The 17,533-nt window shown below is 37.4% G+C and carries 19 protein-coding genes and 1 tRNA gene; 3 read left to right on the top strand and 17 right to left on the bottom strand.

The features are described 5' to 3' along the window. Positions 1-22 precede the first annotated feature (22 nt). The 6 genes from dmpG to CAO17_RS03195 all read right to left on the bottom strand — a co-directional run bounded on the left by dmpG (position 23) and on the right by CAO17_RS03195 (position 4,577). Positions 23-1,048, bottom strand: coding sequence for a 4-hydroxy-2-oxovalerate aldolase (gene dmpG, locus CAO17_RS03220; RefSeq protein ID WP_085991384.1), 1,026 nt, complete (start codon positions 1,046-1,048; stop codon positions 23-25). Then, positions 1,045-1,947, bottom strand: a complete 903-nt coding sequence (locus CAO17_RS03215) for an acetaldehyde dehydrogenase (acetylating) (RefSeq protein WP_085991383.1) — start codon at positions 1,945-1,947, stop codon at positions 1,045-1,047. The genes dmpG and CAO17_RS03215 overlap by 4 nt, the downstream gene beginning before the upstream one ends. 1 nt (position 1,948) lies before the next feature. After that, positions 1,949-2,614 (bottom strand): GntR family transcriptional regulator, encoded by a 666-nt coding sequence (locus CAO17_RS03210; RefSeq protein ID WP_085991382.1) that lies wholly within the window; start codon positions 2,612-2,614, stop codon positions 1,949-1,951. A gap of 426 nt (positions 2,615-3,040) precedes the next feature. Then, on the bottom strand, positions 3,041-3,832 hold the full coding sequence (locus CAO17_RS03205) for a cytochrome c oxidase assembly protein (RefSeq protein ID WP_085991381.1): 792 nt from the start codon (positions 3,830-3,832) through the stop codon (positions 3,041-3,043). A gap of 1 nt (position 3,833) precedes the next feature. After that, complete coding sequence (locus CAO17_RS03200; protein WP_085991380.1) at positions 3,834-4,310, bottom strand: DUF2243 domain-containing protein; 477 nt, start codon at positions 4,308-4,310, stop codon at positions 3,834-3,836. 191 nt (positions 4,311-4,501) lie between these two features. Next, positions 4,502-4,577 (bottom strand) — tRNA-Arg (locus tag CAO17_RS03195). 291 nt (positions 4,578-4,868) lie between these two features. Between CAO17_RS03195 and clpP the strand changes: the two genes are divergently transcribed. Next, on the top strand, positions 4,869-5,459 hold the full coding sequence (gene clpP, locus CAO17_RS03190; protein WP_085991379.1) for an ATP-dependent Clp endopeptidase proteolytic subunit ClpP: 591 nt from the start codon (positions 4,869-4,871) through the stop codon (positions 5,457-5,459). A 54-nt stretch (positions 5,460-5,513) separates the two neighbouring features. Here clpP and CAO17_RS03185 read toward each other — a convergent pair whose 3' ends face one another. From CAO17_RS03185 to hprK, 11 genes are all read right to left on the bottom strand, one after another. After that, positions 5,514-5,768, bottom strand: coding sequence for an HPr family phosphocarrier protein (locus CAO17_RS03185; RefSeq protein ID WP_085991378.1), 255 nt, complete (start codon positions 5,766-5,768; stop codon positions 5,514-5,516). A gap of 359 nt (positions 5,769-6,127) precedes the next feature. Continuing rightward, positions 6,128-7,072 carry a DNA-binding protein WhiA gene (gene whiA / locus CAO17_RS03180; protein ID WP_085991377.1) on the bottom strand — a complete coding sequence of 315 codons (945 nt, stop codon included), beginning with the start codon at positions 7,070-7,072 and terminating at the stop codon, positions 6,128-6,130. 36 nt (positions 7,073-7,108) lie between these two features. Further along, positions 7,109-8,068 carry a gluconeogenesis factor YvcK family protein gene (locus CAO17_RS03175; protein ID WP_085991376.1) on the bottom strand — a complete coding sequence of 320 codons (960 nt, stop codon included), beginning with the start codon at positions 8,066-8,068 and terminating at the stop codon, positions 7,109-7,111. Positions 8,069-8,070: 2 nt separating this feature from the next. Further along, complete coding sequence (gene rapZ, locus CAO17_RS03170; RefSeq protein WP_425435862.1) at positions 8,071-8,955, bottom strand: RNase adapter RapZ; 885 nt, start codon at positions 8,953-8,955, stop codon at positions 8,071-8,073. Positions 8,956-9,409: 454 nt separating this feature from the next. Next, positions 9,410-10,363 carry a thioredoxin-disulfide reductase gene (trxB, locus tag CAO17_RS03165; RefSeq protein WP_085991374.1) on the bottom strand — a complete coding sequence of 318 codons (954 nt, stop codon included), beginning with the start codon at positions 10,361-10,363 and terminating at the stop codon, positions 9,410-9,412. 135 nt (positions 10,364-10,498) lie between these two features. Continuing rightward, the gene (locus tag CAO17_RS03160; RefSeq protein WP_085991373.1) at positions 10,499-11,497 is read right to left on the bottom strand and encodes a tetratricopeptide repeat protein; all 999 of its coding nucleotides are present in this window, start codon (positions 11,495-11,497) and stop codon (positions 10,499-10,501) included. Positions 11,498-11,726: 229 nt separating this feature from the next. Beyond that, positions 11,727-12,245, bottom strand: a complete 519-nt coding sequence (locus tag CAO17_RS03155; RefSeq protein ID WP_085991372.1) for an acyltransferase — start codon at positions 12,243-12,245, stop codon at positions 11,727-11,729. Positions 12,246-12,249: 4 nt separating this feature from the next. Next, on the bottom strand, positions 12,250-12,888 hold the full coding sequence (ppaX, locus tag CAO17_RS03150; RefSeq protein WP_085991371.1) for a pyrophosphatase PpaX: 639 nt from the start codon (positions 12,886-12,888) through the stop codon (positions 12,250-12,252). Further along, the gene (locus tag CAO17_RS03145) at positions 12,863-13,822 is read right to left on the bottom strand and encodes a nucleoside recognition domain-containing protein (protein ID WP_085991370.1); all 960 of its coding nucleotides are present in this window, start codon (positions 13,820-13,822) and stop codon (positions 12,863-12,865) included. The genes ppaX and CAO17_RS03145 overlap by 26 nt, the downstream gene beginning before the upstream one ends. A 70-nt stretch (positions 13,823-13,892) precedes the next feature. Next, entirely contained in the window at positions 13,893-14,762 is an 870-nt protein-coding gene (lgt, locus tag CAO17_RS03140; protein WP_085991369.1) for a prolipoprotein diacylglyceryl transferase, read from the bottom strand. Between the two features lie 15 nt (positions 14,763-14,777). Continuing rightward, entirely contained in the window at positions 14,778-15,716 is a 939-nt protein-coding gene (gene hprK / locus CAO17_RS03135) for an HPr(Ser) kinase/phosphatase (protein WP_085991368.1), read from the bottom strand. Positions 15,717-16,487: 771 nt separating this feature from the next. Here hprK and CAO17_RS21305 point away from each other — a divergent pair. Both CAO17_RS21305 and CAO17_RS21300 read left to right on the top strand, forming a co-directional pair. After that, positions 16,488-16,850 (top strand): hypothetical protein, encoded by a 363-nt coding sequence (locus CAO17_RS21305; protein WP_218775528.1) that lies wholly within the window; start codon positions 16,488-16,490, stop codon positions 16,848-16,850. 45 nt (positions 16,851-16,895) lie between these two features. After that, positions 16,896-17,533, top strand: a 638-nt coding sequence (locus tag CAO17_RS21300) for a hypothetical protein (RefSeq protein ID WP_218775527.1), incomplete at its 3' end; no start/stop codon positions are given.

Here is a 17,533-nt window from a genome sequence, read left to right as displayed (position 1 = left end):
GGCGTATTCCTTCATGACCTTTTTATTTTACAGATACTGCTTCTTTTTCTTTCGCTAATTCCTGTGCCACCCCAATAATCCAATCTTCCTGACCACCAACTGCTCCCATTTCTGCTAGTCTAGTTAGAATATCGCGTGGGTCCACATCATATTCCTTACCTGCTCTTTCAGCAAACATAAGGAAGCTGGAATAAACCCCAGTATATCCTAGTGTTAAACTTAAAGAGTCAATCTGTACAGGACGTTTCATCATTGGCTTCATGATATTCTCTGCAGCATCCATCGCTTTATATAAATCTACAGAATGAGACATATCTAACTTATTCATTACAGCAACTAGCTGTTCTAAGGATGCATTGCCTGCTCCTGCTCCCATTCCAGCTAAGCTCGCATCAATTCTATCTGCACCTTCTTCAATAGCAACAATTGAATTAGCTATACCTAAGGACAGGTTATTATGTGCATGGAACCCAACCTTCGTATTTAAATTTTCTTTAAATAACGCTACTCTACTTTTTACCTGATCCATAGTTAATGCACCGGCAGAGTCAACAACATAGATAGTTCCCGCACCATAAGACTCCATTTTTTTCGCTTCTTCTAAAAGTTGTTCAGGCTCAACACGATGAGACATCATCAAAAATCCAACAGTGTCCATTCCAAGATCTACCGCAGCTTTAATATGTTGTTCGGAGACATCTGCTTCCGTACAATGTGTTGCAACACGTGCAACAGATGCTCCCCATTCCCTAGCATTATTTAAATGTTGAATTGTACCTATACCAGGAAGTAGCAACACACCAACTTTTGCTTGTTTGGCATTCTTTACAGCAGTTGTAATAATATCCTTCTCGGATTCTTTTGCCATACCGTATTGAAGGGAACTTCCTCCTAAGCCATCCCCATGTGTAGCTTCAATAATATCCACACCAGCCTCGTCTAATACTTGAGTTAATTCGGCAATTTGGTCTACAGAATATTGGTGAGATATAGCATGCATTCCATCACGTAACGTTACATCATTGATTACAATTTTTTTCTCACTCATTGTGATACCCCTTTCGTAACTAATGAATCCGCAATAACTTCTCCGGTTTTAACAGCTGCAGATGTGATAATATCCAGATTACCAGAGTATTTTGGTAAGAAGTCGCCATTACCTTCCACTTCGACTGCTACTGTTACAACGTTATCCTTAATTACCGGGTCAGTCTTGAAGCGATATCCTTTCACGTAACTTTGAACAACAGCTTGCATCTTATTTAAGCTTTCCAAAATTTCTTCATTTATTTCGGCTGAAGATTCAGCTATTTTTGCATAGATTGTATTTCTCATTAAAATAGGAGGTTCTGCAGGATTTAGGATAATGATAGCTTTTGAATCATCTGCACCACCTACATCTTTTAATGCTTTTGCCGTTGTTTCCGTAAATTCATCAATATTTTGTCTTGTACCAGGTCCAGCACTCTTACTTGAAATAGATGCTACAATCTCTGCATACTCAACATGAACAACGTCAGAAATAGCTTTAACAATTGGTACAGTTGCTTGGCCACCACAAGTTACCATATTTACATTATCTAATTCTTCGACGTTATGCATATCTAGGCTTACAGAAGGTACCATAAACGGCCCAACAGCTGCTGGAGTTAAATCTATCGCTTTTTTTCCAAGTTCCTTTAAAATAGGTGCATTGGCCGCGTGAGCTTTTGCAGAAGTAGCTTCAAACACGATTTCCGCTTTATCTGCATGATCTAAAAATCCATCAATTCCATTATCGATAGTAAGTAATCCCAATTCTCTTGCTTTAGCTAATCCCTTTGATTTCGGATCAATTCCAATCATAACTGACGGCTCAAGTTGGTCACTTCTAAAAAGCTTATACATTAAGTCTGTTCCAATATTCCCTGAACCAATAATTGCACATTTCACTTTCTCTTGTACCATGTTATATTTCTCCTCCTTTATTTATACTCTCAACTGCACTCGTATAATAGTTAGAGGCTTCTTCTAGATGCTGCCTTAATAATTCTTGGGCGTTCTCAACATCTCTATTAACCAATGCATTGAGAATCTTACTATGCTGATTGATTATTTCCTGTTGGCGCATTTGCACATATTCTGAAGTAACATCAATTAATGTGTGTATGATTCCTTGTAATGAATTCCATAATTGAACTAATGTTTTATTATTCGCCATTTCTACAAGTAAACCGTGAAAAGCTAAATCTGTATGAATATCCCTAACACCTTTATTGAAGGAATTCTGCATTTGCTTAACATAAGCAAATAACTGGTCTTTTCTTTCTTCTAATACACTTGATTCAATTTGGTTTAGTGCCTGCTTTTCTAACAAAATTCTACTATCATATAAATTTTTAATATCTCTAGTAGAAAAATGAACAACAACAGTCCTACCATTGGACGGTGTATCAACTAAACCTTCCGTCTCTAATTTCGCAATTGCCTCACGTACAGGACCTCGGCTAACATTAAGTTCCTTTGACAATTCCGTTTCCTTTAGATGATCACCTTCTTTTAGCTCTTGCAGCATAATTTTCTTACGTAAATACGCGAGAACCTGATCACTTACATGACTTTTCTTTATGCCCATCACCAGTAACAGGCCCCCTTCCAAATGAAATTGTCTGATAAGTTAAATATGTTAACAATTAACAGTTAACATATTTAACTTCTATCTGTATGGTAAACGCTTACCATTATTTTGTCAATAATTTTCGGATATTTTGATTTATTATTAACTCGAAAAGGTATGGGTTTTATCCGAATCAGACAAAAACAAAAGCGTCAAAAAGTCCCACCTACTAAAGCTGGTGGGACTTTTTTGACGCTTACCTATTCGGAGATAGCAACCGGATGAGGAAATTCGTTTTCAAAACTTTAATAAGAGAGTTTTATAGAAATTCTCATTTTTTATTTTACTAGTTGAGCGAATATCGATATAGAGCAGCTCTGTTGTTTTTATGCCCTCAATGAACTGCAAAATTGAAAATGTACGCATTAGTCCGGGGTGAAATTACTATTCTGATATAGGAAACCCTTTGTCATTTAACCTTTCCTTAGGGGATGTGGCACGGTACCAATGATAACAAAGTATAATTATAATCATCAGTTCTATGGCATCACCGCCATAATACATCAGCATTCCACCCGCTTCTGCTTTATCCGCGGGAACGCCTTCCGGTGGTCGAGCATAAATATATTTCGATAGAATGCCGTGAGTGGCGAGCGCTAACACCAATATAATACTGCGGTATAGGTAGCTGGTTCTGTGCGGAATCGGTTCAACATAAATCAGCGATACGGTAAACAGATATCCCGATAGGAATATATGAAGATGGACTAGGATATACAGAGGTGCGCTCTCATGCATCATTCTAAATAAATCAGTTGTATAAAGAATCCACAGACCACCTATATTAAAGGTTGCCGTAACAATAGGATTACTTAGAAATCCAAGTAGTCGGCTGCGCAAAATCCGAGTAATTCTTTTTGCCTGTTGGATAGAAAGAGATCGCAGCAGCAGTTTCATGGGAGCACCAAGCGCCATCAATAACGGACCAAGCATACCAAGAAAGAGATGCCCTATCATATGTATCCGAAAGTCTTCATGTGCCAGATGTACCATTGGACCTGCAACAGAAATAAGGCAAAGAAATACACCGGTAAACCAAAAAAGCGAACGGAACACAGGCCAATACCTACCTTTTTTGCTGGACATGAACAAAGCTCTGATATAAATAAACAAAACTGCAAGAAATGGGAAGGCAAGTACCCATTCAACCAATACGATTAGATGATCATTTTGCATATTAGCTTATCCTTTTTCGTGTCTGAAACAAAACAATGATTCCAGCAGTTAAGATTATAAATGCGGCCAAATTCCATACGATGTCATACATCAGCAAGTTATCGGTATCATTCCGTATTTGATGTATCCGCATCATTTTGTGCTGAATAATACCGTCGTAGAGATTGAATCCACCCAAACCAATCAAAACCCCACCAATCCATCTTGTTGCCCACCATACACTCCTGCGCCTAAGATCAGCAACAATGAACAGTGATCCGACAGTAGAAAACCAACTGAAAGCATGAAACAGCCCGTCAGATAGAATACCGATTCGGGTTGTTGATTGATCATAAAAATAATGCCATCCCAGAAGCTGATGAAAAATCACTTCATCTATGAAAGCAGCAAGACCAATACCAAAAAGAATGCCTGACCATAAATTACGACTTACATCCTTCTTTTGCAATCTGTTAATATCCTTATCTACCATATCCATAAGCCGAACACCTCTATTCCGTTATTTTCTTTCATTGTATCCTTTTGTTGAATGAAATAAACGAACGGAGTTCTTTTATCCCGCACTGAAAAAGGGAGTAAAGGCTAAAGTTGTTTGAATAGGACTAAAAACAAAAAAATAGCAAGGGAAGAAAATAATTTCTAACCCTTGCTCTAATTAATTTTGTTGGACGCGCCCAGAGGGATTCGAACCCCCGACAAACCTGGTACCGGAAACCAGTGCTCTATCCAGCTGAGCTATGGGCGCATAATATATTCTAAAATCAATACTTATATAGTATAACGCGGATTCTAAGTAGTTACAAGTAGAAAGTTTAAATCTCATGTAATCCTCTTGAAACATTCCACTTTTTGAATAAAAAACGTATATTACCATATACTAAGATGTTTAATCACCTAATAATTGGGAATGATGAAAAGTAGATTGTTTGCAGCCATTTGTCGAACGTTTTTGTTTGACCTTCATTGACCTTTCAGATATGATGGAATTAGCAACAACAAGGTGATATTAGTATTGTAATTGAAGGAGGATTTTTATATGAATTTAGTACCAACAGTCATTGAACAAACAAATCGTGGCGAGCGTGCGTATGACATTTATTCACGTTTATTAAAAGACCGTATTATTTTACTAGGTAGTGGAATTGATGACAATGTAGCAAACTCAATTGTTGCTCAGTTGCTTTTCTTAGAAGCTGAAGATCCGGAGAAAGATATTTCACTATATATTAATTCACCAGGTGGATCTATCACAGCTGGAATGGCCATTTATGATACAATGAATTTTATTAAGCCAGACGTCTCAACAATTTGTATCGGTATGGCAGCTTCTATGGGATCGTTCCTACTAGCAGCTGGGGAAAAAGGTAAACGTTTCGCATTACCTAACAGTGAAATTATGATTCACCAACCACTTGGTGGTGCACAAGGTCAAGCAACTGATATTGAAATTCATGCTAAACGAATTATCGATATTAAGAAACGAATGAACACTATTCTATCCGAAAAAACTGGTCAACCACTAGAAGTAATTGAACGTGATACAGAACGTGACAACTTTATGACTGCTGATCAGTCCGTTGAATATGGCTTGATTGACAAAATTCTAGAGCGTAAAGAACAACAATAAAAAACAGACAAAAATCCCTTTCCTAAACAATTAGTGAAAGGGATTTTTTCTTGATTACTTTAGCTTTACAAAATCTGATAAATGATTAATCGCATCCTCTTCATCAGGACCATCTGCAATCAACACGACATCTTCCCCACTTGCTATTGCCAAGCTCATCAATCCCATAATACTCTTGGCATTTACCTTTTTTCCATCCTTTTCCAAAAATAAATGAGATGAGTAGCGATTTGCCTCTTGGACAAATTGCGCTGCAGGCCTTGCTTGTAAACCTGATTCTAACTCTACTTTTACAGATTTCTCAATCAATCTCTTTCATCCTCCCTACTTGAAAACGCTAACATGTTTGTACAACAATGATAAAACCATTCTATTTTTTTAGCTTTATAACAGTTTATCATCAACACTATTATAATAAAATAAATATGTTTTTGGAGGCTGGGGGCATAAAGTATTTTCATAGCAAAACACGAACATGATTGATGCATAAAAAACGCACACAAATATGTACTTCTCTAAGTAGTTCATTATTCGTCTTTTGAGTTAAACACTTTGGTTATTCCAGCCTCATAAAGACCTGAAGGATTAACTTACAAACTCCCATTCTAGTAAATTATAATAATTATATCACGAATAAAGAATAATAAGTAATTAATTTATCCAAAATTTTACAGGATAGATTCGCCTTGTTTAATTTTTTCAGCAAACTCATCAATTTTCTTCAAGCGATGATTAACACCTGATTTAGAAATTTTTCCGCTGGTTATAAGTTCTCCAAGTTCTTTTAATGAAACATCTTGGTGCTGAACTCTTAATCTGGCCACCTCTTGAAGTTTTTCTGGAAGTTTATCCAAGCCAACTGTGTTTTCTATAAGTTTTATATTTTCAATCTGACGAAATGCTGCTCCTATCGTTTTATTCAGATTGGCTGTTTCACAATTCACTAATCGATTTACTGAATTGCGCATATCTCGTACAATACGAACGTCTTCAAATTTAAATAATGCATTATGGGCACCAATAATATTTAAAAACTCCGTAATTTTCTCAGCTTCTTTCATATACACAATAAATCCTTTTTTTCTTTCAAGCGTCCGGGCGTGCAGACCAAAAGAATTTAGTAATTCAAGTAATGCTTCATTATGTTCACTATGAAGGTTATAAATTTCTAAATGATAGGAGGATGTTTCAGGATTATTAATAGAGCCACCTGCTAAAAATGCTCCACGTAAATAAGCCCGTTTACAACAAGGCTTGGATAGATATTTATCAGAAATAGTTCGTACGACCGTAAAAGCATCTTTTAGAATGCCTAATTCAGAAAGTATTTCACGAACGTTTTCTTTTAATCGGACAATATATACATTGTTTTTCTTTAATTTCATTTTTTTTCTTACTAATATTTCCAGAGGAAGATCATATTTAGATTTAATTAATGTATATATTCTTCTCGCTATCGCTGCATTTTCAGTTTGAATGTCTAAGGAGTATTTCATTCGGTTAACCGAAATCGCTCCATTCATTCTAATTAAGGCTGCCAATTCAGCCATTTTACAACATTCGTCCACTTCCACTGCAGTTAATTCCTTTTTTATTTCTGAAGCAAAGGACATCCTATTCCCTCCTTTCTTCCTTACTAACCGTTATATTTATTTCTTTATAATGGAATACATTAATTTAGCAATTTTATCTTTATCATGTCTAACCGTAGCACTAGAATGATTGATAATATCGCCCTCGATAATTTCTAGTCCCATATCCACTAATTTTTCAATATCATATACGACAGGTTCAGCATTCTCCTCTGCATAAATTGCTTGAATAGACTTCTCAATAGGTTCATTGTGAACAACAACTGCATCTACACAGCCATTACCAATATGATTTTGTATGGCAAGAACATGATCAGAAGCTGTAAATCCAGTTGTTTCACCAGCCTGTGTCATCACATTACAAATATAGACAACTTTTCCTTGTGTTTCTCTTAAAGCAATATCAATTTCCGGAATAATTAAATTGGGCATGATGCTTGTAAATAAGCTGCCTGGAGAAATAATAACTAAATCGGCATTTTCTATAGCTCGAACAGCATTAGGGAGCGGCTGGATAGGTTGTGGCTTTAAGAACACACGTTCTATCTGTTTGTTTGCACGTGGAATATTGGATTCCCCAGAAACATAGGTACCGTCCTTATACTTTGCATGAAGAGACATATTTTGATTAGAAATCGGATATATACTACCTTTTACATTTAGTACGCGAGAAATTTCTTTAATCCCATCGTAAAAATCTCCAGTTATAGAGGTCATTGCCGCTAAAAGTAAATTACCTAGTGAATGACCAGATAATCCATTACCAACTGAAAATCGATGCTGAAAAAGCTCTAATAGCATAGGTTCTGCATCAGATAATGCTGCAATTACATTTCGTATATCACCAGGTGCCGGAATCGACATTTCATTACGTATTCTTCCCGTACTACCACCATCATCGGCCACCGTAACAAGGGCCGTTAAATCAATGGGTAAATTCTTTAGACCTCTTAAGAGTACAGGCATACCAGTACCCCCACCTATCACAACCACTTTTGGCTGTTTTTCTTTCTTCATTTCTACCGTCCCTTTCTTTTATCAATGTCACGATGACTCACATGAGTAATATAATTGGAGGATAACTCCTTAGCGAAATACTCCGCTAAAGCTACAGATCGATGCTGTCCACCTGTACAACCAATTCCAATTACAAATTGAGATTTTCCTTCTTTCTTATACTGTGGTAGCATAAACCGCAATAAATCTAATACTTTTTGAATAAACATCTGGGTTTCTGACCATTTAAAAACATAGGAAGAGACATCCTGATTTAATCCAGTTAATGGCTGAAGCTGCCCAACATAATGTGGATTTGGCAAGAACCTAACATCAAAGACCGTATCAGCATCAATAGGAATTCCATATTTAAACCCAAAAGAAACCATATGTACGGAGAAAATTTCTTGATTCTCTTCTGAATACATTTTCACAATTTTTTCACGCAATTCTCTTGGTTTTAAGTTCGTTGTATCAATAATACGCTGGGCTCTGCCTCTTAATATATCTAGAATTTCCCGCTCCTGTCTAATTCCTTTTAGAGGTAATCCACCATGATCAAGGGGATGGGAACGTCTCGTTTCTTTATATCTACTTACTAGCTTCTCATCCTTAGCATCTAGGAATAGAATATGCTCATCCAACCATTCTTCTTTCCCTAATGTATCAAGAGCATCAAATAAAGAATCAAAAAATTCTCGACCTCTAAGGTCCATAACAAGTGCGACTTTCTGTATTGTATTCGTGGAGTCCTTCATTAATTCTAAAAATTTTGGTAGCAATGTAGGGGGTAAATTATCGACACAGTAGTACCCAAGATCTTCAAAGCTTTGGACAGCAACCGTTTTTCCAGCACCTGACATGCCAGTAATTATAACTAACTTTGTTTCTTTATTTTCGTTACTCAACAAATCTCTCCCCTTTAACATACCTCTATATCGGAAGGATAAATTTTATCATCATTTAAAATTGATTTCAGATTAGATTCGAAAATGATTTCTTATTTTATTATACTATGAATAATAATAAACTTCCATGGAAGGGGGCCATTAAGTTATTTCCAATTTATATAAAGATACAAGGGAATATATTATACTTTCAATAAAGACAATATTCTCCCAACCTTCATCGATTGTCAAAAACTGTAGATTCATGTGGTTCATCTATATGTAATATATGACATTTTTGGTCAAAAAAAAAGACACAAGTGATTATCACCTGTGCCAAGAACTAATCTATTTATTAAAAGGGGGGTTAATTAGTTATTTATAGTATACCCTTTTTTTATTGCGTGCGTATTACAACAGAGTTAAGACTTCATTAAGAATAAGACTTTTTCTTTATAAATCACACACACTTTTATTAAGAATTCGTTGCTTTTTCTTTTTCTGCCAATTCTTCGACATATTTTATAGCTGATTCCGCGGCAATACTACCGTCACCAGTTGCTGTCACAATTTGTCGAAGTTGTTTGTCTCGAATATCTCCAGCTGCATAGATTCCAGGTATCCTGGTTTCCATATTTTCATTTGTTGGGATATACCCTTCCTCATTTGTTATACCCAAGGACGTAAATGGCTCACTTAATGGTACCATTCCTATATAAATGAACACACCATCTGTTGGGAATTCGGATGTTTCCCCGGTTTTTGTATTTTCTAAAGTGACACTACCCACTTTATTATTTTCACTGTTTATCTTTTTCACAACCGTATCCCAAATAAATGCAATTTTTTCGTTATCAAATGCACGTTGTTGAAGAATTTTTTGCGCTCTTAACTCATCTCTTCGGTGAATGATGGTTACTTTCTTTGCAAAACGAGTAAGGTATACTCCCTCTTCTACTGCAGAGTCACCACCACCAACAACTACAAGTTCCCTCTCTTTGAAGAAAGCACCGTCACAAACGGCACAATAGGAGACACCTCTGCCACCAAGCTCATCTTCGCCTTCAATACCTAGTTTTTTATACTCGGCGCCTGTTGCAACAATAATTGCCCTTGTCTTATACTCTTTATTTCCTGCTTTAATGACTTTATGGTCCCCATGGTCTTCAACAGCTTGAATATCACCATAGGCATATTCTGCTCCGAACTTTTTAGAGTGATCAAACATCTTATTGGATAGATCTGGTCCTAATATATGATCATAGCCGGGATAGTTTTCTACATCTTCCGTATTTGCCATTTGCCCACCAGGGATTCCCCGTTCAAGCATTAGCGTATCTAAATTTGCACGAGATGTATAAACTGCTGCGGTCATTCCAGCAGGACCAGCACCAGCAATAATTACGTCATAAATACGTTCTTCGGACATTTTATTCGCCCCTTTTAGTTCCTATTTATTTATATCATCTCTAGCTTATAAGAATGGACGTTGTTCGTCTATTATTCTGCTCAAATAAGCCCTTTTAATTATTGTATGAAAAGCTTTACCATCCGGCACTTAAGTTCAAGCATTCCATGGTCCCAATTCATTTGCTAAATGAGGATGAAGATTACAGCCTTCTTTCCAAAATTTTAAAGCTTTTGCGGGCTCACCTAAATGAAATGCAGATATACTATACCAGCGATAATACGAAGAATGATTCTTTACCTTTCCCTTCGAAATGGAACGGAAACGATGATAGGCTTCTTCGTAATGAGCTGTTCTTGCCAATGTAACAGCTAGCCTTAGCTTTTGCTGTTCGTGAATAGGATATACATTTTCTAAAGCCTGTATATACCTTTCACTTTGGTTCTTACTCCCTAGTTCATAATAGAATACAGATAAATTGGTAAGGCTATATAGTGAATTGGAATTTTCCTTTAATAGCTCAAGTTCCTTTTGAACCGCCTCATCCCGATTACCTGAAAAGAATAATGCCTGATTATAATCGTGTTTAGGATGTTGATATTCCGGAAACATGGTCATCATTTCTTCAATAATTGGTAGAGCTTTTTCCCATTCTAGCTTTTCCATGTGATAAAATGCCGTTTCCTGATAAATCAGCAATTCATCCTCATCTTCAAGGTCAAAGTCTTCTATATCGTCATCGTCTATTTCTAAGAGCTCTAATAGCTGCTCAGCATCTTTACTAAAGTCGCCATCAGGTTCTTTTTCAAGATAGGAAGTCGCATATTTTTTTGCATCATTTAATAAACCTAAATGTGCATAGTTATTTGCAATTAAATAGTAACAATCTATATACTCACTTTCATTCATAACATTAGTTAATAATTGATTGGCAGCATGATAAGCACCAATCTCAGTATATATAACGGACATCTGACATTGGTATAAAGGATCACTGGGCTTTTGTTCGATTGCTTTTTTCATCCACTTCAAGGCAATATCAAATTTTCGCTTACGAAAAGCCTCAACACCTTTTGTGAAATAAAAATCACCATCAGGAATGTAAGGAATTATATTATTTCCTTTGCTTTTTATTTTGTTTTTTACCTGTGGCATGTATATCCTCCTATTTTTCGTACATACGAAAAGAGTATATCATATTTTTTATTTTAATTATATAACTACCGTAAATTCCTTATTTATACAAGCTCTCTATTAACAGGCCATTTCAAAGTGAAATCATTGTTATTTTTCTTTTTCGTCTGTCCAAATACTTATCCATTTAACGTTCCACCCAAAAAAACTGCAAACAACCCTTCTACAGTTATTTGCAGTCAACTTCATACTATTTAAGAATGGAATTTTGCCGTTGATCCATTTCCTCTTTAGTATAAATAATTTGCATTGGATTTCCACCTACTAGTGCCCCTGGTGGTACATCCTTATGTACGAGTGTTCCCGCTGAGACTGTTGCTCGATTCCCAATTTCAACTCCAGGAAGAATGGTGGTATTGGCTCCAATCATCACCTCATCCCCAATAACAACCTCACCAAGTCGATACTCCTCAATTAAATATTCATGCGCTAATATCGTTGTGTTATAACCAATAATACTATTTCGTCCAACCGATATTTTTTCTGGATACATAATGTCTGGTACAACCATAAAAGCAAAGGCTGTCTTTTCTCCAATTTTCATCTTTAAAAATATTCGATACAGCCAATTTTTCATCCCCATAAAAGGGGTGTACCTAGCAATTAAGATAATGATTGTATTTTTAAACACCTTCCAAAATGGTACCGTTTGATAAATCTGCCATAGGGAATTTCCATTTCTAACAGGATATCGCTTGGTTCTCCGCATTTTTTTACACTCCTACGATTTGCAATAAATCACGCATATCATCAAGCATATAAGTTGGATTTAATCTTAGTAACCGTTCTTTTCCTTTAAATGACCAGGCAACACCAGCTGTTTTCACACCAGCGCATTGTCCTGATTCAATATCATGGGAATTATCCCCTACCATTAGCGTAGAATTAGCAACAGCATCAAGGTCCTTCATTGCTTTAATCACTGGTTCAGGATTTGGCTTTGGATGTGCTACATCGTCAAGAGTCACTATTGTATCAAAATAATCTTGAAGTCCCGTTACCTTCAACCCTCGATTAACACTTTCCGTCATTTTTGTTGTTACAATTCCTATCTTAAACCCACGTTCTTTAAGAATATCCAACGTTTCCTTAACATTTGGAAATACTTTCACATAATTATCGTGCTCACTTAAGTTATGTTTTCGATAGACTTCAATCATTTCATCCACACGATCTGGATCAATATTTTTAAATGTATCAATCAATGGAGGACCATTAAATTCAATAATCTGTTCCCTAGTATAATCCAGATTGTAGTGGTTATTTAATGTATGGGTAAAAGATGCGATAATAAGTTCATTGGTATCAATTAATGTTCCATCTAAATCAAACAGTATTGTACGTATGCTCATTTGTTGTTTTTTCCTTTCTCTTTAATGTTACTTTATTCATGATGAAAGCAATGACCACCGTTAAGACGATAGCTGTGGTTAGACGGATGAGTAATAAAGGCCATACTGGAATCCCAAGTGGAATGAAGATTAGTGTATCCTCTACAACCGCATGACAGGACACAAGGAAAATTAATGCCAAATACATATCTTTCCTTGATACACCATCTTCTTTAACAGCTTGAATCATGAGCCCTGCACCAAAAGCAAGACCAATCGTTAATCCAGCTACCATGGTCATAGAAGTGTTCTTATCCATACCTAAAAATTTCATGAATGGAGCAAGCATATTGGAAAAGGAATCCAACCATCCTTTTTCTCTCAATATTTGCATAATAACCATCAACGGAATAACAATTAATGCCAATTGAAGAATCGCAATTACGGCTGTTTCGACACCGTGAAAGGCGATTTCAAACCATCCAGATGGTACCGTTTCCTCAGCCGAAATAAAACCATAATTTGCGGCTTGATTTCCCCCATTCCATAATAGGTTTATCAAAACAGCCGAAAATAATGCTAATCCAACACGAACTCCGACAATAATCCACCATTTCACTCCAACTTTAGAAGCAACCGCGGATTCAATGAATAAGTTATGGGAAAATGAAAGCATTACAGCCATTATAAAAACTTCTTTTACAGTAAAATCAAAAGATATAATTGCCGCAATCCCAGCATACAAATTTAAAGCATTCCCTAAAACCAATGGCACTGCCGCTTCCCCTGAAAGTCCTAACAAGGCCATGAAGGGCTCTAATAAACGAATCACCCATGGCATCACGGGTGTGAATTGTAAAATGGTTACAATTAGTGTGATTGGAAATATAACTTTCCCTAGTGTCCAAGTAGTGGATAAACCTTGTTTAAAGCCACGTTGCAAAATCCCAGTCATATCTATATTCTCCTCCATGATATATTCCTATATCAAGAAATCCTCCCTGTTTATCAGAAATAATGATTGTCTATTTTTTCTTCTTTTTATTCGTTGATTTTTTCTTGTTCCCTTTTTTCCCTTTTTGTTCGGGGACATCATTATATCTTATGGAAGTTGTTTTACGGCGGTAGATAATGAGAATAACTGCCACAATAATCGATAGCACGGATACCAATTGTGCAGTACGTAGAAAATCTCCAAACACATATAAACTATCCGTTCTCATTCCTTCAATAAAATAACGTCCTATGGAGTATCCGATTGCATAGGTTAAAAAGACTTCCCCACGCAATGGGTTAAATCTAACCATTACGATAAGTAGTACAAAAATTAATATATTCCATAAAGATTCGTATAAAAATGTTGGATGATAGGTGATCCCATCGATTGTCATTTGATTCATAATAAATGTTGGAACAATATCAAAAACAATGGAATCACTCGAAAGTGGCCCACCATGTGCCTCTTGGTTCATAAAGTTTCCCCAACGCCCAATCGCCTGAGCTAAAATAAGACTCGGTGCTACAATATCCGCTAGTTGCCAAAAAGAAATATTTCTCACTTTGGAAAATACAATAGCTGTAAGGATACCACCAATCACTGCTCCGTGAATCGCAATTCCGCCTTCCCAAACAGCAAAAACTTTCCAAAATGGACCACTAGCATATCGTTCCCACTCAAAGGTAACATAATAGATTCTTGCACAGAGTATAGCTATTGGTACCGCAAAAACAATAAAATCAATTAGAAGATCCTTTTTCAAGCCCAATCGATCTGCTTCTTTTGTAGCTAGCCAAAGACCAATTGCAGCACCTGTTGCGATTATAACTCCATACCAGTAAATGGTAAGTGGGCCAATTTCCAAAAAGACCCTGTCTAATGGTGCAGTAAGTAACATTTTATTAAACCTCTCTTATTCTAGTATATCTTTTTCATTTTCAATCATATTGCTTAATCGCTCTGAAAATTCTTCTGCAGCATTTACACCCATTCGCTTCAAACGGAAATTCATAGCTGCCACTTCAATAATTACGGCAAGGTTTCTACCTGGTCGTACAGGGATCGTTGCCTTTGGCAAAGAAACATCCATAATCTTCATTTGATCTTCATCCAATCCAAGGCGATCATATTGCTTCTTCTCATCCCAAATCTCCAAGTTGACAACCATCGCAATCTTCTTAAAGCTACGAACAGCACCCGCACCAAATAATGTCATAACATTAATAATTCCGAGTCCACGAATTTCAAGCAGATGTTCAATTAACGGTGGGGAGCTTCCTATGAGTGTATCATAATCCTCTTGTCTAATTTCAACACTGTCATCTGCAACAAGACGATGACCTCGTTTCACTAATTCCAAAGCTGTCTCACTTTTACCAACACCACTTGACCCCGTTATTAACACACCAACACCATAAATATCTACCAAAACACCATGGATTGCTGTAAAAGGAGCAAATTTTGCTTCTAAGTAATTTGTTAGCCTGCTCGTTACTCGTGTAGTCTTCCTTGGTGATAAAAGTATAGGGACTCCAGCTTTATTAGCAGAATCAATTAATTCCTTTGGAACCTCCATTCCCCTTGAAATAACAATCCCTGGGGTTACGTCAGTACATAATTTTTCTGCACGATCTCTTTTTTGTTCATCTGTTAAATCCAAGAAATATGTCATTTCTGTTTTACCAATCAGTTGCAAGCGCTCTTTGGGATAATATTTAAAATAACCAGTCATTTCTATCCCTGGTCTTGATATATCACTTGTTATTATTTCTCTATGTACTCCATCCTCCCCTGCAACAAGGGTAAGATTAAAATTGTCTAGCAGGTCTTGTGTTCGTACTATTGTACCCATATACACCAGCCTCCTTCTATGTTCCTAAGACTTGATAACATAACATTCATGAATAAGTTCTTTAATAGAAACTTAATTTTATGTGTATTAACCTCTTGACTATCTGCACCATTACTACTTAATAGTGGCAACAGTCGAATAAAGTTTCACTTTATTGTAGCACAAAAAACGAAGGCATTACACCTACGAGATTTATTCGATATTTTTTATCTGAACTTTGCCAGGAAAGAATAAAAAATTAATTTAGTAAAAATGGAGCCCACGACGCTGCACAAACTTTCCCTTCATTGATTATACTAGCATTACCATATAAATTTTAAATTTATAAAGATTAACATATTTTTTAGTCAAATAACCTATCTAGGAAAATATGTTTTCTTATAGTGAGAATAAAGGGGGAAGATATGATGTCAAGATACCGTTCAAGAAAGTATCGTCAACAAAAAAGGGACAAATTTGATAACATAAATAAGGCTAATAGGGCGTTAACAGATTCACAAATGGAAACAGAGGATAGTAGTCAGAAAAGGGAATCAATCATGAGGAAACCCTTACCCAAAAGGGGGAAAAAATCAAATCCACGTTCACTTCCTTTTACTGAAGAATTAGGATTCAAAGAGAAATTGAATTCTTCCAGAAAACTTGAATCTCACAAGATACAGGAAGATTATCAAGAAGCTTTTGATGAATTAACGAATCAAAAGCCGAACATAGCACAGGATCCAACTATGGAAGATAAGGTCAGTTTGAAACAGAAACTTCAGCAATTAAATGCGGAACAAAGAAAACAGGAGGCTAAGGAAGATACTGAAGCACAAGTACTTTCAGAGAAAGCTAAATCTTATGGGCCTGTGGGAGATACAGAGTCTCAAACGCTTCAGGGGGAACCCGGACCTCAAGGACCTAAGGGTGATACAGGGCCTCAAGGACTTCAGGGGGAGCCCGGACCCCAAGGACTCCCTGGTGAACTTGGACCCCAGGGACCTAAGGGAGATGCAGGGCCTCAAGGACCTAAAGGTGATACGGGACCTCAAGGGCTTCAGGGGGAACCTGGACCTCAGGGACCTAAAGGTGATACAGGGCCTCAAGGACTTCAGGGGGAGCCCGGACCTCAGGGACCTAAAGGTGATATAGGGCCTCAAGGACTTCAGGGGGAACCTGGACCTCAGGGACCTAAAGGTGATACAGGGCCTCAAGGACTTCAGGGGGAGCCCGGACCTCAGGGACCTAAAGGTGATACAGGGCCTCAAGGACTTCAGGGGGAGCCCGGACCTCAGGGACCTAAAGGTGATACAGGGCCTCAAGGGCTTCAGGGGGAGCCTGGACCTCAGGGACCTAAAGGTGATACAGGACCTCAAGGGAAGCCTGGACCATCCCAAGGTCCTAAAGGTGATACGGGGCCTCAAGGGCTTCCAGGTGAGCCTGGACCAAAAGGGCCTAAAGGCGACACAGGACCTCAAGGACTCCCTGGTAAACCTGGACCAAAAGGACTCCCTGGTAAACCTGGACCAAAAGGACCTAAGGGAGATACAGGACCTCAAGGGCTCCCTGGTAAACCTGGACCAAAGGGACCTAAAGGTGATACAGGACCTCAAGGGCTTCAGGGTGAGCCTGGACCAAAAGGACCTAAAGGTGACACAGGACCTCAAGGGCTTCAGGGTGAGCCTGGACCAAAGGGACCTAAAGGTGACACAGGACCTCAAGGGCTTCAGGGTGAGCCTGGACCAAAGGGACCTAAAGGTGACACAGGACCTCAAGGGCTTCAGGGTGAGCCTGGACCAAAGGGACCTAAAGGTGATACAGGACCTCAAGGGCTT

Origin of the sequence: Oceanobacillus senegalensis, from assembly GCF_900176885.1 — a bacterium.
In the GTDB taxonomy this organism is placed as follows: Bacteria; Bacillota; Bacilli; order Bacillales; family Amphibacillaceae; genus Oceanobacillus; species Oceanobacillus senegalensis.
The sequence above is the reverse complement of the archived record's forward strand: the minus strand, read 5'-3'. Positions and strand labels throughout refer to the sequence as shown.